This is a genomic window from Fuerstiella marisgermanici (assembly GCF_001983935.1).
GTDB classification, from domain to species: domain Bacteria; phylum Planctomycetota; class Planctomycetia; order Planctomycetales; family Planctomycetaceae; genus Fuerstiella; species Fuerstiella marisgermanici.
Genome location: NZ_CP017641.1, coordinates 1,108,001 through 1,130,594 on the forward strand (window position 1 = coordinate 1,108,001; position 22,594 = coordinate 1,130,594).

A 22,594-nucleotide genomic window follows, 5' to 3' on the forward strand; every position below is an offset into this window, starting at 1 on the left:
AATCAGAAAGACATGGCACAAGATTTCACTACATTCGCAAATCAGACTCCATTAGAAAATACCCCGCCGCGCAGCGGCTCACTTGAACAATACCATGCACCGGAATTGTGCATCACCCCGAATTTACAAATCAAAGCCGTCCGGCACAATCCGGTGATGGTCGACGTTACTTGCCAAAGATGAATGCCTTCTCCCGATGATTACCTTGACTTCTGGCAAAGTGCACGACGAGATTGACTTTGCCGCTATCCAGCGAACTTACGACGATGCTATGCCGGCAGAAGGCCTACGCGGCCAGAATATTTCAGGTCCGTATGACTTGTATTCAGTCGAAACCCTCCGAGATCGGCACGGATTACGGCGTCCCCATGGGACGCCAACTGATGCGTTCGTATTTGCCGAAGGTGAGCCTTCAAAACGTCAAGTAACCAAGATCGGCGGGTTGCCCTACTGGCCTGCCGCAAAGCCTTGGCCGACGAATGCCGATGGAAGTCCGATGTGGTTCATGGCGCAAATAAACTTTTGTGACTCTTTGGACCTCGTCCCCGAACTTCCGGGGGATATATTGTTGATACTGACAGAGGATGAGGCAGGCTGGTGTTACGACGATTGCAAGTCGATGCATTTCATCTGGGAGAATGTCACGGACCAAGAGTTGATCTCCCAGCAAAAATTTCCTGAATTCGATTACGAGTACACACACTTTGACGGCTACGGAGTGATTTACCGAACCGCAGACTACCCCGAAGCCTCCGCTGCTGCTGAAGAACTTGATGTACGCGACAATTATTGCATTGCGGTTCTGCCTGCCGTAAAGATTGGTGGCGTTCCAGATCATCTATACCGTGGTTGTGTCTCAGGCGGCGTCTACATTGCCCAACTCGCTTCGGTCAACGCAGTTCCTGAAATTCGCTATCCTTGGGCGAATCGTGAGACGCCATACGACGGAGGGTTCGGCGAAACTTCTGCCGGCAATTACTCGATGATGATCGGTGACATGGGCAGCCTGCATCTTTTCCTGAAGCCAGATGGGACCATTACCTGCAGCAGTGAGACGCACTGAGCAGCGTGGGCAAGTAACAAAACGGTGCACGGGAATTGTGCATCACCCCGATTTTTTCAAATGTAAGCCGTCCGGCACAATCCCGTGACCGTGGTCGTTAGCAACTCAACGTCACAGTTCTTCCTTTCATCGCATTGTTTCAAATGGTTGGTTGTGGCGCTTGGGTTTTCAGTCAGACCATTGTTGAAAACGTTTTCACTTTTTTCCTTTGATTCCGCCGCTTCGTGTCAGACGGAGTGATCTCACGTTTTCACTTTGCTCCCTTGACTACTGAGCTTCCTGTCAGACAATTAAGGTTCCCTGTTCTCACCGTGAGTTTGTTTTCAGAACGTCAACACAGCCGCTTCTCGGCAGCCACACTTTAAAGCTCAGCCAGCCCTTCAGCTTCCCGGAAAGTTGCTAACAAAACGGTGCACCGGAACCGTGGGCCTCGCCAATTTTCGATTTCACATCTTCACTCCACGGTCCGGTGACCGTGGTCGTTATGCCCCCAAAGTTCAGCGCTCATGAAGCGAACCACGATCCAAAAGATGCTTCGACCTACACTTCTCGCGACAACCGTGGTAGCCGTCGTTTTCTGGATGGTCATGTTCGTTTTCTGGGGCACAATATCTGAGGCATACGGGCCAATGGAACAGGATGAAAGCTGTTGCCTGATTTGCTACCGCGACCGGGTTGAAAAATGGGTTTGCGGAACGAAGGTTCGAAACGAAGTGACCTCCAACGAATATTCTGACTGGATTGACTCGTTCACTTCCCCGGATCATGAACACGTGTGGGCGGGGTCTACGACATACCACCGCGCGCGCTGGTTCGGCGGAACCTCGATCGGGTGTGGCGGGGTCGCGACGATCCCGAGGATGTTTGAACAACGCAGTCTCCTTGGTGAAGCCAAGTCGCAACAACTTGTGCTCAAGTACCATGAACTTCTCAGGCAACAATCGCCAAGAATCGACTTGAACGAACTGGCTCAATTCGTGGATATTGTCGTTCAAGATCCAGATAAACTGCTGAAACTTGAGACGGAAAACTGAACAACAGGGCATAACAAAACTGTGCACCGGAACCGTGGGCCTCGCCGATTTTTTGATTTCACATCTTCACCCCACGGTCCGGTGACCGTCGGCGTTATGTGCGAAAGAAGGAGGCCACTCTGTGGTAGCCGCCAAGTCACCCAGTCGTGAGCGGATTCGCCGTGCAGTCGTAGTCGTCCTCGTCATCGCCGGATTTCGCATCTATCCCGAGTTTGCACCGTGGGGCACCAATCCCATTACAATCCTCACTTCATGCTCGTGGGGGGCGTCATTCGATTCGACCGAGATTTCTAAATCCACATCCCCTCATTCCGGCGACGTGAAAACGTGGTCGCTCATTCACCAGACGCGTTCTCCACGCGGCCTCGACATTGTGTCGAACGCTGAGGACCTACAGCACCCTGATTCGAGTATCAACTACTGGACTTGGATTATCAGTGACAATCTCGTGTTGGGTCCACGCGTCGTCTCGCAGGGCTACATGTCCGGTGATAGAATCAAGGATCGAAAACCACCTGAAACCTCGCACGACAACCACAATAGAACTATATTTCAATTCGAAAAGGGATCCTTGCCGCTGGACTATGCCAGCCACACATAACAACACCATGCAGCCGAGTTGTGGTCGGCCCGCAATCACATGGATCATCAACCGCCACAACCGGCTGATGGTCGGCGTTAGCTGGCAAAGCATCAGCTTGCCACTATTCCCGCGGTTTTGGCTACGGATCGAAGCGTGAATTGGAGAAATAGACAATCAGAACTGAATCGCATCAATTGGCACTTGAGCCGTCTATTCGGCATGGTTATCGGAGCGATTCAGGGGGCCCTCCTGGGGCTCTTAATTAGTCTGGCCGTTGACAACTTCCGCATCTTCTTTCCTTGCGACATTATCGCATTCAGCGCGCTGCTCTGTGCAGTGATCGGTTACATTTTTGGAGAACGCGTCGTGGAGTATCTCACGGATCTCATACGCAAAGTTCTGGACTACCTTCCGCACGGCCCCAGTTAGGTTCCCAATTGTCTTGGCACATCTTCTGGTAACATCTGCCCGGTATTCATTGCTGGCAATACACAAACTTTCCATCCATTCACAAAACGCCCACGCAAGGCCAATCTGAAACACCAGCGCTTTGACGTACAATCTCACCCGCTCACAAACGTGAACTTTGCTCATTTCGCCGCGCGTCAATCTGGCAGTCACCCGCACACCTGCCAGCTAACCAAACGGTGAAGCCGAGTTGTGGTCCATGGCGTTTTGCTCATTGCGAGGCTCGTTCATTTTTCCAGTCTACCGCCACAACACGGCTTACCTTTTTCGTTATTTTGCATCAGTGGCGGTGTTCGGTTGCCACACATCGGCTGATGTCCGGCGACCATGGCAGGCACGCCACGCCGAATGCGTCGCACACGAAACCTCGCTTCGCAATCGTCCCGTTGATCGTCAGTTCCTGCTGCTTGCCATCCGTGCCCAGATCAAATCAATTCGTGGGCGACCTTCAAGTTTCTGCGGTCGACGCTTCATCCATCCATTGAATCAGGTTCACCTGCGACCGACGGAAGGATTGCTCCGGGCAACCCCTTTCGTGTGATTCGGATTGCCAGGGCTCCCAGGCAGACAATCCAGGGCTTTCGTTTTGGCGAATTGTCCGTAGACTGAATGTTGTTGATGCTCGCGGCGTGATCGTTGATCGAACAGCGGGCAAAATAACAACTCGTTGCACCGGAGCAGCGGCGTCGTGGACTCTGAATCCCGCGTCGCTCATCGCTGCCCGGTGAACTCAGACGTTATTCGGCGTGAGCAACCCTGCCACGGACACTCGCGAAGGTCGCGCGCTCAGGCGGTTGACTCAAAACTCAGTAACCTCGACTTCCAGCCGCGTTATGCTCTGCGCACTGCCTTTGCCCTGGATCGTTGCTGCGAATTGCCATATCCAATCATGCAGGGTGCGGGCGTAAAGCATTGCCCCGGTCGTGACTGAAAGCTGGCACGCGATTACGACTTACGGAAACCACGTTCGCTCGAACACAGAAAACGGCAGCGCAGAAACTCAAACAGCCAGCGTCATCGCGGATGCCTTTTCCTCACCGCAAAAGACCCAGGCTTCCAGACCCGCAAAGGCACCAGTACGATTCAGTCAAGGCGAACGCACATGATGGGCGTGAGCTTGCGAACAAACCAAACGCCCAATAACAAATGGATGCACCCGAGTTGCCGACTCGCGGGTTTCGAAGTCAACATCGCTCGCGGCAACCGGGTGATCATGAACGTTATGCGTACAAGACACCGTGAATGAGCTACTCACACAACTCGCCGAACGAATCCGCTGTTCGCCAGCAATTGAATGCGACAATGGGTACATGGATGACTCCGGTGAAATATTTCCGCCACGGCCACCACATCCACCCATATCCGAATCAGACGTTGCCCACGTGGAAAACCAACTTGGGTTTCCACTGCCAGAGTTAGTGCGGCAAATTGCCCTAACGGTTGCCGACGGTGGATTCGGCCCCAATTACGGAGTAAACCGATTAAAGCATCCCGCTAATGTGCCATTCGAGCCACACTGGGAGTACCCCATGTCTGTAGAATCGTGGCACCACCTGTACCAACAACCCAACCCAGATGAACCGGATTGGCTGTCCGCCTACCCACGACGGTTCATTAGGTACTGCGAGGTTGGCTGCAATATTTCACTGCTGGTTGATTGCACGGACGACTCCGCAATGATGTTTATCGACGATCCCAACGTCTCAGACTCAGTCAAGCCACTAAATCAAAGCCTTGATCGTTGGCTCAACGACTGGATATCAAAGCAACCATGGCCGCGTGATACGTACGCATAACTAATGAGCGTTTGACTTCGCGGCGATGGTAGTTGGCGGGTTGGTCGCGGGGTTGATGTTGTTGTTTGAGTTGGTGGCGATGCAGGTTGGTCGAGCCGAAGCTCAAACGCTTTGTTCAAGGAGCCCGGCTGGGTGCGAAAGGCTGAGTTTTTCTGCTTCGTTTCGTGCAGAATTTACTCACCGCGCAGCGTTAAGAGACTCGGTTGCTCCACGGTTATGTGATCGATTGGCTCAGGCGTACTGCCGATTCGTCAAGCTTCGAAGACTCGGCTTCGTTCGGTGTGACAACGTCATCATCCGGAATCGAGATACGGCAGCGGGTGTTCGTACAGGACTCGGCCGACGTGATCGGTGATCATCACCAGATGCAGGTCACCGCCGCATTCACGACACACCATCGGCCGCTTCGGTGGTTCTTCCGCAACGGCTCGCTTCGCCAGGATGTAACACATGCCCAGGTAGAAACACGCCAGCATCCGCACATAGTCGATACTCAGCGAACTGTGTGAGTGCAAAAAACCGTAGTAGCGGATTCTGTGAAAGTTCGGCGGCAACACGTGCTGCAAAAAGCCTCTCACAAACTCCTGCCCCGAAACTTTGCGACGCTTCGAAAACTTCTTCCCCGACGGCGTGTAGCGATAGGTCACGTGAGTCTCATTCATCGACTCGATGCGGTTGTTACTGATCGCCACACGGTAAACGTACGGAGCCAGATACTTCAGCACGCCGCGTCCGTCGCCCACCGCTTCGACATCCATCACCCACGGCCGAGTCCACGCACGCGGATCAGCGGCCAGAAATTCGTCCTCAATCCCCGCCGCTCGAACCGCATCGCGAAACTTCGCGGGGAAGACTGTGGACGCGGCCTTCTCCGGCAGCAGAAAATTCGGCGGACACTGCTGCCAGCCGGGCGGTCCCGGCGGACCATGGCGTGGCGAGCCGCTTGACCTGGTGCGTTTCATGCGCCGAGGCGTGGCCGTTGGCTCCTGCGAACCATCTTCCGAAACACCACCGCCGGGCACCACGAAATGCACGTGCGGATTGTAGACCGTGAAGTCTCGCCCCCACGTGTGCAGAACTCCGAAGAAGCCCATCCGCTTCGTGCCAACGAACCGCTTTCCAGACGCCAGTTCGTGAATCGTCTGACTGCCACAGTCGAACAACGCTCGATAGCACACGTCCTGGTGAGCGCGCACGACCTTCCGCAGCGCTTCGGGCACTGTGAAGGTGACCATAAAGTAGGGCACCGGCAGCAATTCGGACAGACGATCGGCGAGCCACTTCTGCGTCTTGTCAGACTGGCAGTTCGGGCAGTGTCGGTTGTTGCAACTGCGTCCCACCCAGTGAGTTCGCTGGCAGTCGCCGCAGTCGTATCGCAGATGGCCCAGTTCTCCGGTGCGACACTTTGATATGAAACTCAGCACGCGCTTGTGCTGCAACGGCATGCGTTCGCCGAACTGTTTCAGATAGTCGTCCCCGTGCTGCCGCAATACGTCGGCAACGGTCGGCATCTATCGCGGCTTGCGATTTCGGTGCGGATCGTTGTCAGGACCGATAGGTGGTTCGCCGGGCGGCGGAAACATGTTGTCGAACAATGTTCCCGCGTCGGCGATATCGTCGTGAGTCTTGCGACCGTCTTCTTCCTTCGGATCCGTCAGATGCAGGTAGACCAGCGTCGTCTGCAGGTTCTTATGGCCAAGGAACTTCTGAATCCAGCGCAGCGACACGCCGGCCTCAAACAGATGCGTGGCGATGCTGTGCCGCAGCGTGTGGATCGAAACCTGCTTGGTGAAGCCGAGCTCGCTGACCACATCCTTGATGCAGCCTTGCACGGTCGACGGATCCATCGGCCGCGACGTCGTCGGGCCCTCTTTCTTCGTGCGTCCGATCTGCGGAAACAGCAGCGTTGGATTGCGATGCGTCTTCCAGTAACTGCGCAGCACATGCAGCGTCGAATGCGGCAACGTCACGAAGCGATCCTTCGCGCCCTTGCCACGATGCACATGCACCAGCATGCGTTCGGCATCGATGTCGCCGATCTGCAGACTCAGCGCTTCGCTCATCCGCAGGCCGAGCGTATAGGTGGCCCAGAAGTAGGCTCGATTGCGCGGCTGCCGCACGGCGGCGATCAGTCGGTGAACTTCGTCGATGGACAGCACATCCGGCAGCGTTTTCTGTTTCGGAATACGCAGCTTCGTGAGCACTTTCCAGTCACGCGGTTCGGTGTACTTGTAGAAGAATTTGAGCCCACTGTAAGCGACTCGCAGCGAACCCGGAGCGAACTCGCAGTCGTTGATCAGGTACAACAGATAGTCGGCGACCTGTTGTTCGGAAAGCTGATCCGGCGGCGTGTGGTAATGACCGGCCAGCTTGCGAACTTCGCGAAGGTAGCCATCATGAGTCCGTTGCGCCATACCCCGCAACTGCAGATCCTGCGACATCCGTTCGCGGAGCGACTTCGTGGGTTGGTTGTTACTGCGTTGTTCGTCCGAGTTGCTGTTGTTCCCGTTCTGTGAAGAATGATCGTGTGACATGAAATGGTCTCCCTGAAAGTGAAAGAAACAATCAGAAAGACATGGCACAAGATTTCACTACATTCGCAAATCAGACTCCATTAGAAAATACCCCGCCGCGCAGCGGCTCACTTGAACAATCCGTTGCACACGCAAGCTGTGTGCCGCATGGAAACATAGATTGACGTCGTTCTTCGCGACCTCAAGCTGCGACTTCATTTAGAGTTTTTACTCATGGTACAACAGATGACATCACTGGTTGTCGGTGCGAGTGGCGCGACGGGGCGGCTGCTTGTTGAACAACTTCTTGACCGGGGGCAACGCGTCAAAGCCATCGTGCGGTCTCCCGATAAGTTGCCCAGAACGCTGTTAGACCATCAACATCTAACCGTGATTCAGGCTGGAATTGCTGAGGCCAGCGACACTGAACTGGCAGAATACGTCAAGGGTTGTGATGCCGTAGCCTCGTGCCTGGGACATAACTTGACACTGAAGGGCATTTATGGTCAACCTCGCAGGTTGGTCACTGATGCGATTCGCCGGCTATGCAACGCGGTCAAATCAAACGCAACAGAGCGGCCAGTCAAGTTCGTGCTGATGAATACGGCCGGAAATTCTAATCGTGACCTTGTCGAACCCGTTTCGTTTCATCAAAAGTGCGTAATCGGGATGCTGCGGCTGAGCGTCCCTCCTCATGCAGACAATGAGGAGGCGGCCGACTATCTGCGTACCGTGATTGGTCAAACGGATCAGGCAATCGAATGGGCCGTCGTTCGCCCAGATAGTCTGACCGACGAATCGGCCGTCAGCGAGTACCATGCGTACCCGTCGCCGACGCGAAGTGCGATCTTCAACGCGGGTAAGACGAGCCGAATCAATGTCGCGCACTTCATGGCAGACCTGATTGTCGACGATGATGTGTGGACACGCTGGAAAGGTCAAATGCCCGTCATCTATAACGCGGGATATTAACTGTTGTGTACTGAGTCGCAGGTTGCGCGGCTTGTTTGAATTGAATCCTGTTCGCCGCGATCCGGTGGCCCTGGACCTTTAGTCACGAGATGTGAGTCCCGTATTTTATGAGCCGAATTGAACTGCTGACCGAGAATTTTCGTTCTGTCCGACGATACACGAACATGGTGATTGACGGAATTAGTCCTGACGATTGGTTTCGCGTCCCCGATGCATGCCCCACTCACATTGCTTGGCAGATTGGCCACATCACTATCGGCAATTACGGTCTGGCCCTTGCGATTCCACGCGGCGATCGCCCGGATGATGTGGAGCTGGTTCCATTATCGTTTCGTGAGCAGTTTGCGCGAGGTTCCACACCTGATGCGGATCCTACTGCCTATCCCTCGATTGAATTGATTACTTCGACATTCAACCGAGTCCACGACCAAATACTCGCGGAACTTCCCACATTCACCGACGAATTGCTCGATGATTCCCCTCCTCTTGAACATCCTATGTTTAGTACCAAGTTTGGCTCGTTGCTGTGGAGCATTCAACATGGGTACACACACGCCGGACAGATCTCATTGCTTTATCGTCTAAACGGAGGCACGCCGAGGTTCTGAGCGGCAGCGCGGGTGGACCGTGTTTCTGAAAGCCGCGGGGAGCAAAGAATGCTCTGAGATGTCGTTCCGAGGGAATTTGAAAGCATCGTCACTGCCGGAAAGCCGGGATTTCAGGCGTCAACCTTTTACTGGAGAACAATCACCATTGAAGCTGCGTCGAAATCGCGTGATAGTTTCAGTGTTGGCGGCATTAGTCGTCATCACAGGATACAGTGTGTACTCCATCAACCAGAATATACGTAACTCGTACGCCGTGTGGTGGGTTGCGGACATGGTCATTGAACACTTGCGTGCGAATGACAACCAGTGGCCAGATTCGTGGAAAGACCTGCGCGATGACTATCGAACTAGCGTCGATCGTTCGGGACAAGCTTGGCAGTTTGAAGAGCTGCGATCTCGCGTTTCTGTAGACTTCAACATTGACAGTCACGCACTCAATGCAGCGGTTCAACAAGCCACAGAAGCGGAGTTCCGCGTCATTTGGTTGTCCGATGGCAGTACGGTGCACTGGCAATCGCACGAGCCAAATTCTATGGTGTTTAACTACTTCAAAGGCGTAACTTCTATTGAACCAGTGCACACTGGATTCGGAGGAACCTCACCGGGCAAGTAGACACTGCAATAGGATCGAGCTCGGTGAAGACATTTGCAAACCATGCAGCGGGGCCGAATTCGGCGAAGCTTAGCGTGATATGGCATCGCAGGAGCCTGCACTGTTTGTGACTGATTCAACCACACGTAAGCGTGACCTCGCCAAAGAGGACTGCCGCACTTTGAAGCAGTGCTTCTGTGTCGGCGCACTCATGGTGTTGATCTACTCTCTCGTCAATTGCCGGTGGACTGCTACTCTTGTTACCGTGAATAGTGGCACCTGCTCCCTACACCTGTCGCGAGCTCCAATTTGGGATCCACCGGCAGCACCCGCGTACGCCGACTTCGCGAATTCATTCCCGTTTTTGCAAGACAAGCCAGCACCGCCGCATCCCGCAACTGTGCACTTGGAAATCGCCTCATCGTTCGTCCATTTCGCACTTTGGCTTTGGCCCATTTGTTGCGTAGTGGCAATTATCTACTCAACCTTGTCCGGCCATTCGCCTGATTTGCTGCTCGATGTTGTCTGGTGGACCGCGATCTGTATGACCGCTTCCGCTGCGTTGTGCGTATTGCTCTGGATCGCATTTGGTGGCTGGGGACCGCCAGACCCCGCGTTCTTTGCACTCCTCGGAATAATTATTGGTCCATGCATCGCATTCTTGCGTCAGGGCTGGTCCGGTCGAGCTGCAGAACTGCTGGCAGAAAAACGTCAGGTACCAAAGTGACGCGGGGTAAGTCTCAGCCGGGCAAGGTGGGGCGAGCAAAAAAGCTGCAAGAACCTTGAATTGATACCTTTTTCGCCTCACTAAAAGTCGATACTTCCAGTCTGCACCAGTGCGATGGACGTACACATTCCACGAGTCATGATGACGAAAACCCAGAAGGCGGGCCTTCTGACCTCATTGCCCTCCGCAACTATGTCGCCCATCAATGACGGTACGATTTCAACTGCAAATTCACCGATGATTAGAAGGCAGAGGATTCCGAGAGTGCCTCACAAAGAGCGCCTCACCAGACTTGAATAACAAATGATCCGTCGATCGCACTGGCCCTACGTTGTCGGGAACTATTCCGTTTCGGATTCCACCAGCACCAATGGTGCGATGTCGCCGTTTCTTTTGACTCGGCCAAACACCGTTTCGTGAGCGGTGTGGTAGCCGAGTACGGCGCGGAGAGTTTCGCCGCAGCGGAGGCTGCGATACAGCAACAACTGATAGTTGCCCACGCGAACTCGGTAGGCGGACGCTGTGCGAGGCGTCATGACCTTGCGATCTTCGGTGACGGTCAGACGGCTCCAGTCCGGGTCGCGGTGTTTACGGTCGGGATGCCAGTCCAGGACCAGCGGCACCGTGACACCGCCCTTGTTTTTAGCCGTCATTACTAACCGGCCGTCCAGAACGTCGCACGTTCCCATCGCTTGAATGACGCGATCGTCCTCAAGCCATGCCGGAATTGCTTTTGCGGTCACCTTGCCGCGTTTCAGGCTGATTTCGCGAGTGATGGAATCCGTCGCCGCTGTTGTTTCGGGCGACAATGGTAGCTGGCTGGTGAATTCAATGTCCGCGTCGTCGTCCGGACCGGTCACAGAATCGGTGATCACGGCGACGTGTTGATCCAGCGACAACATAATCTGTCTCACATGCCGCACACCGTCTGCCGAACCGGATTCCAGTTCGGCGAACGCAACTTCTTTGTCTTCAAACCAGCACGTACACACCCAGCTTCCCGCGGTTTCATGACGTTCGCCGTTGACCGTGATGTGGCTGGTCCATTCGCCATACAATAGGTTTGTGCCCAACGCCGCCAGATGCATGTTCGGGTTGGTTTCATCCCAGTCCAAGGCCATCACGTCGGCATCGATCCGCAGTCCGTTTCGAAGCAGAGCAAATTCTGCCCAATCCGATTGTTCGCTGCAGCGTTCTGCACTGGTTTTCGATTTTTGGGACTTCGATTTTGATGATGTCTTAGATTTTGAGCGGCCGGGTCGTTCAATCAGCTCGGCGACCAGCGAACGCAATTTCGACGATCCGGGAACGTCCGCCAGACGAAGTCCATGCTGCAGAATGATGGCCGATTGATCGGGCCGACTCGCGAATTCCTGGTGAGGCTGATTGGCGTGTGTGATCAGTCCTTCCGGCGTCATCAGCGCCACGACGCGTTGCAGAGCTTGCTGCCACCGTCGCATCGTTTTTGTTGAAGCCCATTCCGTTTTGAAGGCACTGGACCAGCCGGCCACTCGCACAAACGACGCCAGCCAGTCCGTCGCGTGGCGGCCAACGGCGGCCTGCAAAGTCCCATCGGTATCCGTTACGTCTTCAATGGCAGAAGCGAGTCGTTTAGCCGGTTCTTTGCGCCAGTCCTTTGAAGATGAAACCGCTTCCAGAAGCAGGCTTAGGGTGAAGGGGACCTCGGCTTGAGCGACGCACTGTGTGAGCAAATCTGTGGTGGCCGGTGTGGTGGGAACCGGATCGCAGGCCCAGTCCTGCATGTTTAAGTTGGCGAGCCCACAGTAAAGCAGGCACGCGTTTTCCGGCGAACAGTCTTCTGAGTGCCTTAACAAAACTTCTGCGGCCACCAGGCTGGCGAATGGCGACGGAGCGGGATTCGCGACTTTGAAGGCGTTGGCCACGTTCGCAATCAGGGATCGCAAGTGCTGTTCACGCGCCTTTCGGCTGGCTTTGGCGTCGTCTGTGACTTGATCGAGCAGCGCGAGTAGCTCGCGATCCGCGTCTGCCACGGCGATGGTTTCGGACCACAGAGATGTAAACGGTGTTTCTGGAAATTCTTTTTCGAAACGCTTGCGTGATTTACTTAGCGACTTCGTCAAGGCATGTTGGAACGTGGCCGGATCTCCGGCGGACGCGGCCCGCACCATTTTGGGATCGGCGGTTTTGCGAAATTTCAGGTCAGCCAGGCAACTGGTGGCAACGTCTGTCATGGAATAGCTTCTGAAGTCGGCGACGCCACGAACCACGTAAAATCGCGTCGAACGGCGGAAATGGTCGGTCAATCGGCGGCAGAATACCCGATTGCCGAGTCATATTGAATTGCCCACCCCTTCCAGAATCGCGCCTTTCGCGAATTCGGTGACCTGGCAGGTATAGTCGGAACTTCGCCGGCCACAACCATCGATGGCAGTCCTCCGTTTGTCGGTATTGCGTCCGGCGCGGTGGTAACGGAAAATGGTCGTGGGACTCGCCAGAGTTCCTGCGATTCGATCGGGCCTCGGGATTTCTGGCGAATTCCACGACGTCCCCAAAAGCGGAAGTGCCCCTCGCGGCGCCAATGTGACACCCTTAAGTTGAAAGTGCCTGTGCGTTTGGCGAGAATCGGACGATTCGCTGGCCTTGACGTTTCTTCCATTGGCCGTTTTGCATGTCGTTTCTTCAACCTGCCCTTCTGTTCGCTCTGCCGCTGATTGCGTTGCCGATATTGATCCATTTGATCAATCAGAACCGGCATAAGACGATCAACTGGGCCGCCACCATGTTTTTGCTGCAGGCGAAACGCATGGCGCGAGGGATGGCGCGGCTAAGGTACCTGCTGCTGCTGCTGGCTCGCATGCTGGCCGTTGCCGGCTTGATCTTCGCACTTAGTCGCCCCATGGCAGGTGGCTGGCTGGGGCTGACTTCGTCCAACACGCCCGACATGACCATCGTTGTGCTGGATCGATCGGTCAGCATGGAAGAACAGAATCCGAACACCAGCCAATCCAAGCGTTCGACGGCTCTTAGCAAGCTGATCGATCTGGTTAAGAAAACGGAATCCAACACAAAATTGGTTTTGTTCGACAGCGCGACCAAACAACCGGTGGAAATTAGTTCTGTCGAAGAACTGGCTGAACTGCCAGAAGCTGGTCCCACCGCAACGATGTCCGACATCCCTGCTCTGATGCAGCAGGTTTCTGAATACATGGACACGAACGAAACCGGACGCACGGATGTCTGGATCTGTTCGGACCTGCGTCGCAACGACTGGAACCCGACCGCCGGACGCTGGGAATCCGTCCGCAAGGAACTGGCGGCTCGCGACGGCGTCAGACTGTTTTTGCTGACCTATCCCGACATCGCCGAAGACAATCTCGCCGTTGCTGTTAGCGGCGTTCATCGGCGTGAATCGTTGGAAGGCGCCGAGCTGGTCATGGACATTCGCATCACCAGATCAGGTGCGGCGGATGAACCGAAGCCGATCGAGCTGGTCGTCGTGATCGATGGAGCTCGTTCGCGGCTGGACCTGGAAATGACGGGAAGCCAGCTCGTCCGCAATGGCCATTCGATTCCACTGGATAAGGATGCAAAGCAAGGGTGGGGCCGAGTTGAATTGCCGCGAGATTCGAACCTCGCCGACAACACCTACAACTTCGTTTATGCGGAACCGGCCGTTCGGAAAACGGTGATCGTATCCGACGACGATCGTGCGGCAGAGATGTTCCGAATCGCGACCAGGACGCCGGTCGACAGTAGTCTGATTTATGAATCGGAAATTCTGCCGTCCGCATCGTCGAACGCCATTGCGTGGGAAGAGACGGCGTTGGTTGTATGGCAGGCACCATTGCCCGACGGCCTGCTGGCGAAGCAATTGGAAGACTTCGTAAATTCCGGTCGCAGCGTGATTTTCTTCCCACCGGAATCGCCAAACGGCAACACCGTTTTGGGTGGGACATGGGGCGACTGGATGACCCCGGAAAAGGGAGAACAGTTTACCTTTAAGCCGTGGCGGACCGACGCCGATTTGTTGGCGAACACGCAAAGCGGTTCGCCGTTGCCGGTCGGCCAGGTGCAATGTTACCGAGCCTGTCGATTAGATACGTCAAACAGCACGTCGTTGTGGCAGCTCGATTCCGGCATGCCGCTGCTCGCGCGAGCCACCACGGATCAGGGGGCGGCATGGTTCTGCAGTACTCTGCCAACCGTGGGTGAATCAAACCTGCTTCGCAACGGAGTCACCTTTTACGTGATGATGCAGCGAGCCCTGGCTCGAGGTGCGTCGGTGTTGGGGATGGCGAGACAGCTGGAAGCGGGCCTGCTTCCCGGTTCGGCGGGTACAGAATGGAAGCCGCTGGATGAAACATCGAAACAAAACTGGAACTCGCAACGCACGATTTCGGCGGGCCTGTACGAATCGGACGGCAAGTTGCTCGCATTGAATCGCCCACTGGCTGAAGACACGGCGACTGTGATGGGCGACGAAGCGTTAAACGAAGTGTTGGCGGGTTTGGAATACACGCGAATTGACGACAAGGTCGGCGGCGCGATGCAGCTGGCGAACGAAGTGTGGCGCACGTTTCTGGTCATCATGATCTTCGCCCTCATCGCCGAAGCGCTGTTGTGCGTTCCGGAAAAACCGGCGCAGAAAGCCAGCGCGGCAGACTTTAAGAAGGAGCCCGCGATTGTGGCGACGTAATTTTTTTTTAACTCTCCCCACGCAAAGCGTGATAGGGGGAGGTCGGACGAGCGAAGCAAAGTCCGGGAGGGGGCTCGCGCTGGACCGTACAATTTGCAATCAGCATTCCTAAATCGGGAATGCTCAGGACCTTCCCCCGATCTTGCTTCGCTCGATCGACCGCTGCTGCAGTAAAACGCGGGAGGGGTGGTGGAGTTAACAAACCAGAAAACTCCTATGAACTTCTACTGGACATCCACAACTCTGCTGTTTTCAATCGTCGTGCTGGCGGTTGCGGGGGTGTGTTGTTTCGTGAGTTGGCGACGCAGCGGCTACGGGACGTCGATGGGGCTGCTGGAATGTCTCCGTATGCTGCTGATCGCGATCGCGTTGATCACGCTCAATCAGCCGGAGATGACTCAGGAAATCCGTCCGGAAGAACGGCCCACGCTGGTGGTGTTGCATGATACATCGGACAGCATGCAGACTCGCGACGTCGTGGCAGCGGACGGATCCGCTAAGAAAGCGGCGACTCGGGTTGAAGCCACTGAACCGGCCGTCGACCCGGATACCTGGGCGCCGGTGCAGAAGAATATGGAAGTTGTCTTCCAGCCATTTTCGTCGAAACTTACCAACGCTGCCAAAGGGACTGACCTGAACCAGGCGCTGCAGCACGCGGCAGACAGTCATGTCAACCTGCGTGGCATCGTCCTGCTGTCCGACGGCGACTGGAACACGGGGAAGGCACCGAATTCTGCCGCCACCGATCTTCGCATGCGAGGCGTGCCCGTTTTCGCAGTTGGCATTGGCAGCGAAGAGCGACTTCCGGATGTTGAGCTGATTAGTTCAGACGCACCGACCTTCGGTATCACTGGCAAGCTGCTGCGGATTCCGTTTCGCGTCGTCAGTTGGCTGCCCGGCGATCGCAATGTGACCGTTTCGTTGACGGGGACTCGCGGTGAAACCGTGGAGAAAACTGTTCGAGTTCCCGGTATGGGCCAGCTACAGGACACCATCGACTGGAAGCCCACAAAGACGGGCGAATACGACCTCACGCTGAACATCCCTGTCGACGATGCGGAAGCGATTGTCGACAACAACGAATTGTCGTTTCCGATCACCATTCGCAATGAAGCGTTGAAGGTGCTGGTTGTGGAATCGTTCCCTCGTTGGGAATACCGCTACCTGCGAAACGCACTCGAACGTGACCCCGGCGTAGAAGTTAATTGCCTGCTGTATCACCCGGACGTCGACAGCGTTGGCGGCGGTCGCGGTTACCTGGAAGAGTTTCCCGACGCAAAACAATTGTTCGACTACGACGTCGTATTTCTTGGCGACGTCGGCGTCGATGCGGACCAGCTTAGCCTTGAAAACTGCACTCACTTGCGCCAGCTTGTTCGCAGCCACGCGGGCGGCCTGGTGTTTTTGCCCGGTTTTCGAGGCAAGCACAGCAGTTTGCTGACGACCGAACTGGAAGAGCTGTACCCCGTCGTGCCCGACCAGGCCAACCCACGCGGTTTCGGGTCACCTCGCCCGGCGCGATTTGCGCTGACGGAATCCGGGCGTCGCAGCCTGCTGACTCGTTTGGAAACCAACGACGACGAAAACGAAAACGTGTGGAATTCGCTGCCGGGCTTCCAGTGGTACGCGGCCACGTCGCGAGCCAAAATCGGAACGGAAGTGCTTGCGATTCACAGCAACGAATCCACCAACTTTGGTCGAGTCCCCCTCATTGCAACTCGCACGGCCGGCACCGGCAAGGTCCTGTTCATGGGCACCGACGGAGCGTGGCGGTGGCGAAAAGGGGTCGAAGACTTGTACCACTATCGCTTTTGGGGGCAGGTTGTGCGGTGGATGGCCTACCAACGAAACATGTCGCAGGGCGAATCGATGCGGCTGTTTTATTCGCCCGACCGTCCCGAAGCCGGCAACGTACTGACGTTAAACGCCAACGTCATGACTTCAGCAGGAGAACCACTGCGTGAAGGAACTGTCGTTGTGCAAGCCGTGGCGCCGTCTGGTCAGACGGATTCCATTCGACTTGCCCCGGCCAGCGACGATTCGTGGGGACTGTTCACGGGCACGTTTGTCCCGAAAGAAGGAGGCACGTATCAGTTCATCACGACGTGCTCAGAAACCAGCTCAGAGCTGGAAACGGCGATTTCGGTGAAGGGCCTGGAGAAAGAACAGATCGGTCAGCCCGCTCGCATCGACGTGCTAAAGGAAGTGGCCGAAGTGACTCGCGGCGAACTGACCAGCATCGACAAAATGCAGGAACTGGTCGAACAAATTGCAGCGTTGCCCGAGCCGGAACCCATCATCCGTCGCTTCCGGATTTGGAGTCACCCGCTGTGGGGCGCAGCGATCATCCTGCTGCTGGGCATCTTCTGGACCGGACGAAAATTCGCGGGACTGGCGTAGTTACCGCCGCACAACATTGCTTACCGCAGTCGGTCAGAAGGGTACGCCGTCACGACTTTGTTGCCGTCTTCCAGCACCAGTCTCAGATAGCGGCAGGGCGGCTTGTTTTTGCGTTTCCCGACCTGGCCCCCGACGAAGCCAATTTTTTCGCCGAGGTCGACGGTGTAAACCACGCGGCCATTCTCCTCTTTCTTGTCGACTCCTTTTCCGCCCTTGCGGCCTTTTTCGTACGCGATATCGATCCAGGCCAGAATTTGATCACGGTCGCCGTCGCCGTTGAAGACACCATGGATCGGCTTGGAAAGATCGTCCTGCGCATGCTTCAGCACATGCTTCAGGCGATGCCCGTCCCGACTGCCCGGTACGTACAACAAGCCAGCCGTCGATCGATATCGGTCGCGCGTGCCGCTCAGTAAAGACAGCTTGCCGGGCGGATCTTTGGCGTCCTTTTCCGCTGTTTTTGCGTCGCGAGGCTTTCCGCCACCGATTTGCTTCTCGGTCTTGTCACGAACAGCCGTGTCATCAGTGGCACTCAGGCCCGCGTCGTCAGCTGCGGTCGTGCCAGCGAGAATGCGAATATCGTGCTCAGCGGACGCACCGTCGTTGGGAGCTGATGCCTCGGCGACCTGAGCACTGCCTGCTTCTTCCGCAGGCGTGTATTTCTCCAGCCAGGCATCAAATTTTGGCTTCAGCAGTGCGACGGCAAGGAGAAATACGATCGCGGCGACACGCGTCAGCAGTCGAGTTTTCAATTGCTGCGGCGAGCGTCTCGTGGACGCGTCATGATTCGGCATGGTGTTGGCTTCCAGAGCGATTTGACTTCTGATCCAGTGTATTCGGAAGATCAGAATCAGAAAGTCGCAATCGCAGGCATCTTCGGGAACGCCCGATATTCGAATGAACCACGCCGCGAAGTACAAGAGTGATGTCCACAGCTGACCGATACGCGGAAAAACGGAGCAAACTGGTGCGAATGGGTCACCTGCCGCTCACACTCCGCTAAACTTGGTTGCAGGTTTTGCGACCGCCCGATCTCGCTCCGGGTTCGGAGCCGTTTCGACAACGAGTTATGCTGGCGGCTTGCCCGAATATTCGTGATTTTTCAGGGCTCGCCAACACCTAACGGATGACCGACAAACTAGTTTTTGCCAGCCAGCTGGAACCACACACACACCTCATGCCGGACGTGCGGCAAAATCGTATAAGTTCACTTCAAATGTCAACACTGCAAATTGTTTATCACCCTCACCCGGCCCTCCGTTGGAAATCGAAAGACGTCACCCGGATTGATGCTCAGTTAAAAGACTGGGTTGGGCAGATGTTTGACCTCATGTACGAAGCCAACGGTATTGGACTCGCAGCCAACCAGGTCGCTCTGCCCTATCGTCTGTTCGTCATCAACCCAACGGGAGATCCGAACGAAAAAGAAATGGAGCAGGTGTTCATCAATCCACAAATCGTGAAACGCAACGGCAGCGAAGAGGGTGAAGAAGGCTGCTTAAGCCTGCCTGAAATTTACGGACCCGTTACGCGAGCCGAACGCATTACGGTAGAAGCGTTCGACCTCTCCGGACGTGATTTTGCCATGGATTTGAATGGCATGCCCGCTCGCGTTGTCCAGCACGAAAACGATCATCTGGACGGCGTGATGTTCACCGATCGTGTTAGCGACGAAGCGCTAAAGGCGCTGATGCCGTTGGTCGACGATCTGGCAGTGCAGTTGCGACGGCAGCAATCCGAAGGCACTCTGGCGTCTGATAAGGAACTAAAAAAACAACTCCAGCAGCTTCAGGACGAACGGACCGGGGGGTGATTTTGGGGGGAGGAGAGTGCGTGATGTCCGAGGCCGATCAATCAGACGATTCCACTATCCGCAGCACCGATTCCGTTTCGTCAAACGCCAGTCAATCGGCAAAGGTGTGTTACGGGCTGCGACGTTCGGCCTCAAAAGCGATTCAGCAACTGGCGACGGTGAAACCGAAAAGCCTTCCGTCCGTTGTCCCCGCGTTGCTGGCTGATGTTGGTCGGCGGATGGGCGCGGAGGACGTGCATCTGTTTCGCATTCGGCTGGATGGTTCAGGCACAGGGTTTGCCGGCCTTCGCTATCGATCTCGCGAAGATCCCGACGCCGACCGCCAGGTCCTGGTAAAGAAGTTTCAGTTTCAACTGTTTTCTTCAGAGATCCAGCGCTGTCTTAGACGCGATGAAATCGCCGTGCTGGGCGATCGTTCAACAAGCGGCGGTCGAGTTCTGGCAGCGTTGCTTCGTCGCCTGAAATGCGACCGATACATTTTATGCCCGCTGCACATCGATGGCGTTCTGCGAGGCGCTTTAGGGATCGCCTGTCCCCGTCCGAACGACAGCTGCGATGGCCGGGAATTCTTCGAACTTTTGCGACTGAATGGTGTGATTCTGCTTAGTCAGATTCTTCGCGTGCGGCGTCAACGAAAGCGAAGTTTGAAACTGCGAAACTGGCGGCGAATCGCAAATCAGGCGTGCGACTTTGCGTTTCGTGTCGACGAAGGCGGATTTATTTCGGGAACAACGCCGTTCGGTATGGGCAACGACACGCCACCCTTGAATGGCCTTCGCCTGGTGGACGTCGTGGCCAGAAATTTTCAGCCACAGCTCGCTCAGCAAATTTCGACGGCGGGCTCGTCCGGTCAGGTGAGAACCTGTGACCTTAAGCTTTCCCTGGGCAGCGCCGGACCTCAGTGGTACCACGCGCGTATCGAACCGTGTGTTAGAACGTCGGACGGTGTTGCCACGCTGTACCTGACGGACAACAGTCCGGATAAGATTTTGGAAGAAGAGGTTCGCGAACTTCGCGACCAGCTGCTGAAAGCCAGCCATCTAAGCCTTCTGGGCCAGATGAGTACCGAGTTTGCTCATCAATTGAATCAACCGCTGCAGGTCATGCTTAACCACTGCAATACCGCTCAGCGCCGGATCCGAAAACAGACAGACAAAACGGCTCAGACGCTCAGGTCACTGGATTCGATTGAAGATTCCATCATGCACGCAGCGGACACCATTAATCGGGTGCGAGACTTTGTGAAATTCCGTTCACTGAAGACGGAACCAGTGCCTCTGGATGAACTGATCGCTCAGGCCCTCGCGATGGTCACGCCAACTGCTCGAGGACGCGACGCCGACCTGCTGCCGCCCGCGACACCGTCGAGTCTGACGGTCATGGTCGACCGAACGCAGACGCTTCATGTGCTGGTCAACCTGATGATCAACGCACTGGAAGCCTGCGACGAATGTCCTGATCGGCGAACTCAGATTAGGCTGTCCTGGCGCGATGAAAGTAATCGGAATCGAGCCGTCGTGGGGGTTTCTGATAACGGACCGGGCTTGCCCGTGGGCGACCCGGATGTTGTGTTTCGGAAGTTCTACACCGGCAAAGACGAAGGTCTGGGTATGGGGCTTTCGATCAGCCGTTCTGTGTGCGAATCTCAGAATGGCAGCCTGGTCGCTGAAAATCACGTCGGCAAACCCGGCTGTACATTCCACGTGGCCATGGTGATACACGGGAACAGCGAGAACGAAACTATTGAACTGACAACACTTCCACCTTCGCCATTACCCGTTGACTAGAGCAATTTACGTTTTGTTGTGGACGGCTCTGGCTCGTGGGAACCGGCCCACGCAGGACAAAAACCGGTTTGCGCGGCCATAAGTCAGCGTGAAACGCTGTAACAGGAACGAAGATGCGTGACATCAGAATTGCGGCGGCTCAGTTTGAACACCGCAACGCCGACAAAGATTTCAATCTGACCCGCGTCGCCGATCTGGCAAAGCAGGCGGTCGACGAAGGCGCAGAGATCGTCAGTTTTCACGAATGCTGCATCGACGGCTACACCTTTGTTCAGCAGTTCTCAAAGCAGGACCTGATGGACTTGGCGGAAAGTGTGCCGTCCGGCCCCAGTGTGCAACGCCTGATGCAAATCAGCGGCGACCTGAAGGTACCGCTTTTAGCCGGTTTGTTCGAACGCGATGGCGATCAGGTTTTCAATACCTATGTCTGTGTTGATAGAAACCAGCTTGTCGCAAAGTTCAGCAAGCTACATGCGTTTGTGAATCCGCATCTGTCCAGCGGTTCAGAATTTTGCGTGTTCGAACTGCGTGGCTGTCAGTGTGGAGTTTTGATTTGTTATGACAACAACCTTCCGGAGAATGTCCGCATCACGGCTCTGAAGGGGGCCGAAATCATCTTCATGCCGCATGTCACGGGATGCCTGCCTTCAGTGATGCCGGGGCGAGGGTTGGTGTCGCCGGAATTGTGGCACAATCGTGATCGCGACCCGGCCGCACTTCGGAAGGAATTTTACGGGCCGAAGGGACGCGAATGGCTCATGCGCTGGCTGCCGACTCGACTGTACGAAAACGGAGTCTACGGCGTGTTTACCAATCCCATCGGGATGGACGACAACGAGGTGCGCAACGGGAATTCGATGATTATCGACCCGTACGGCGAAATCGTGAGCGAATGCTATCGCCTGGATGACGACGTTACGGTTGCTTTGTGCACAAACGAAAAATTGCAGCAATCAAGCGGCCAGCGATATCTTCGAGCTCGCCGCCCGGATTTGTACGCTGACCTGATCGCTGAGTCGACTCAACCACCGGTGACAGAACCCGGCTGGAAGCTGCGCTACAAATCGTCATAACAAAGTGCGGCGTCACATCCACGCTGTCGCCGCGCCGATGTTTGGCGCACTGCCAGTACAAAAAGAGCCGCCTCCGGTGCGAACACCATCGGCGGCCCATTAGTCCGTATGGCTGGTTGTCGGGCGTGTGGACTATCGGCCCATGAATGTCGAACGCAGCCACGCATTCTTGCGGCGTTCCATCTCCATCAAATTAGAAAACATGTTCCCGTTGGAACGCTGTTGAAACCGCTGGAACAGCGGTCGTGATGATCGGTTCCCCCGCATTCCGCGTCGGCCAGCTTCTGCTTCAGAAGATGGGGCCAATGAAAAAGCGATGGTCAGAACCACAGCCGTTGTTAGTAAACGTCGCATGAGTTACTCACTTTCCTGAGAGTTGAGGATTGCGGAACGGTCGTATCCAAACCGGCTCGCCCGCCGCGCTGAGAAGTTACTCCGATGAGGTCGACTATGCGCGTCAGCGAAATGAGGGGGACCGGGCCGCGCG

General features: G+C 55.6%; 17 protein-coding genes. 12 read left to right on the forward strand and 5 right to left on the reverse strand.

Annotation, left to right across the window (positions count from 1 at the left end; all coding sequences use genetic code 11):
- Positions 1-196 precede the first annotated feature (196 nt).
- From Fuma_RS04045 to Fuma_RS36550, 4 genes are all read left to right on the forward strand, one after another.
- Positions 197-1,063, forward strand: coding sequence for a DUF1963 domain-containing protein (locus Fuma_RS04045; protein ID WP_077023014.1), 867 nt, complete (start codon positions 197-199; stop codon positions 1,061-1,063).
- A gap of 860 nt (positions 1,064-1,923) precedes the next feature.
- Positions 1,924-2,097, forward strand: coding sequence for a hypothetical protein (locus tag Fuma_RS35135; RefSeq protein WP_158520846.1), 174 nt, complete (start codon positions 1,924-1,926; stop codon positions 2,095-2,097).
- A gap of 784 nt (positions 2,098-2,881) precedes the next feature.
- A complete protein-coding gene (locus tag Fuma_RS04060; RefSeq protein ID WP_145943965.1) occupies positions 2,882-3,109 on the forward strand; it encodes a hypothetical protein in 228 nt (75 codons plus the stop codon).
- A 1,349-nt stretch (positions 3,110-4,458) separates the two neighbouring features.
- Positions 4,459-4,944, forward strand: coding sequence for an SMI1/KNR4 family protein (locus Fuma_RS36550; RefSeq protein ID WP_338030030.1), 486 nt, complete (start codon positions 4,459-4,461; stop codon positions 4,942-4,944).
- A 293-nt stretch (positions 4,945-5,237) separates the two neighbouring features.
- Here Fuma_RS36550 and Fuma_RS04070 read toward each other — a convergent pair whose 3' ends face one another.
- Positions 5,238-6,455: an IS91 family transposase gene (locus Fuma_RS04070; RefSeq protein WP_077023010.1), complete on the reverse strand. Its 1,218-nt coding sequence runs from the start codon at positions 6,453-6,455 to the stop codon at positions 5,238-5,240.
- Positions 6,456-7,478, reverse strand: coding sequence for a site-specific integrase (locus tag Fuma_RS04075; RefSeq protein ID WP_077023011.1), 1,023 nt, complete (start codon positions 7,476-7,478; stop codon positions 6,456-6,458).
- 225 nt (positions 7,479-7,703) lie between these two features.
- Between Fuma_RS04075 and Fuma_RS04080 the strand changes: the two genes are divergently transcribed.
- From Fuma_RS04080 to Fuma_RS04090, 3 genes are all read left to right on the forward strand, one after another.
- A complete protein-coding gene (locus Fuma_RS04080; RefSeq protein WP_077028089.1) occupies positions 7,704-8,429 on the forward strand; it encodes an NAD(P)-dependent oxidoreductase in 726 nt (241 codons plus the stop codon).
- A gap of 107 nt (positions 8,430-8,536) precedes the next feature.
- Positions 8,537-9,037: a DinB family protein gene (locus Fuma_RS04085; protein WP_077023019.1), complete on the forward strand. Its 501-nt coding sequence runs from the start codon at positions 8,537-8,539 to the stop codon at positions 9,035-9,037.
- 58 nt (positions 9,038-9,095) lie between these two features.
- Positions 9,096-9,650 (forward strand): hypothetical protein, encoded by a 555-nt coding sequence (locus Fuma_RS04090; RefSeq protein WP_077023020.1) that lies wholly within the window; start codon positions 9,096-9,098, stop codon positions 9,648-9,650.
- Positions 9,651-10,697: 1,047 nt separating this feature from the next.
- Here the strand turns inward: Fuma_RS04090 and Fuma_RS04100 are convergent.
- On the reverse strand, positions 10,698-12,569 hold the full coding sequence (locus Fuma_RS04100) for a hypothetical protein (protein WP_145943969.1): 1,872 nt from the start codon (positions 12,567-12,569) through the stop codon (positions 10,698-10,700).
- A 437-nt stretch (positions 12,570-13,006) separates the two neighbouring features.
- On the opposite strand from Fuma_RS04100, the gene Fuma_RS04110 reads away from it, so the two are divergent.
- Both Fuma_RS04110 and Fuma_RS04115 read left to right on the forward strand, forming a co-directional pair.
- A complete protein-coding gene (locus Fuma_RS04110; RefSeq protein ID WP_077023024.1) occupies positions 13,007-15,034 on the forward strand; it encodes a BatA domain-containing protein in 2,028 nt (675 codons plus the stop codon).
- A 216-nt stretch (positions 15,035-15,250) separates the two neighbouring features.
- The gene (locus Fuma_RS04115; RefSeq protein ID WP_077023025.1) at positions 15,251-17,434 is read left to right on the forward strand and encodes a VWA domain-containing protein; all 2,184 of its coding nucleotides are present in this window, start codon (positions 15,251-15,253) and stop codon (positions 17,432-17,434) included.
- Between the two features lie 20 nt (positions 17,435-17,454).
- On the opposite strand, the gene Fuma_RS04120 is transcribed toward Fuma_RS04115, so the two are convergent.
- The gene (locus Fuma_RS04120; protein WP_145943971.1) at positions 17,455-18,228 is read right to left on the reverse strand and encodes a hypothetical protein; all 774 of its coding nucleotides are present in this window, start codon (positions 18,226-18,228) and stop codon (positions 17,455-17,457) included.
- A 422-nt stretch (positions 18,229-18,650) separates the two neighbouring features.
- On the opposite strand from Fuma_RS04120, the gene def reads away from it, so the two are divergent.
- From def to Fuma_RS04135, 3 genes are all read left to right on the forward strand, one after another.
- Positions 18,651-19,247: a peptide deformylase gene (gene def / locus Fuma_RS04125; protein WP_077028090.1), complete on the forward strand. Its 597-nt coding sequence runs from the start codon at positions 18,651-18,653 to the stop codon at positions 19,245-19,247.
- 23 nt (positions 19,248-19,270) lie between these two features.
- Positions 19,271-21,034 (forward strand): sensor histidine kinase, encoded by a 1,764-nt coding sequence (locus Fuma_RS04130; RefSeq protein ID WP_077023027.1) that lies wholly within the window; start codon positions 19,271-19,273, stop codon positions 21,032-21,034.
- A gap of 113 nt (positions 21,035-21,147) precedes the next feature.
- Complete coding sequence (locus Fuma_RS04135) at positions 21,148-22,107, forward strand: nitrilase family protein (protein WP_077023028.1); 960 nt, start codon at positions 21,148-21,150, stop codon at positions 22,105-22,107.
- Positions 22,108-22,239: 132 nt separating this feature from the next.
- Here Fuma_RS04135 and Fuma_RS04140 read toward each other — a convergent pair whose 3' ends face one another.
- Positions 22,240-22,461 carry a hypothetical protein gene (locus Fuma_RS04140; protein WP_077023029.1) on the reverse strand — a complete coding sequence of 74 codons (222 nt, stop codon included), beginning with the start codon at positions 22,459-22,461 and terminating at the stop codon, positions 22,240-22,242.
- Positions 22,462-22,594: the final 133 nt, after the last annotated feature.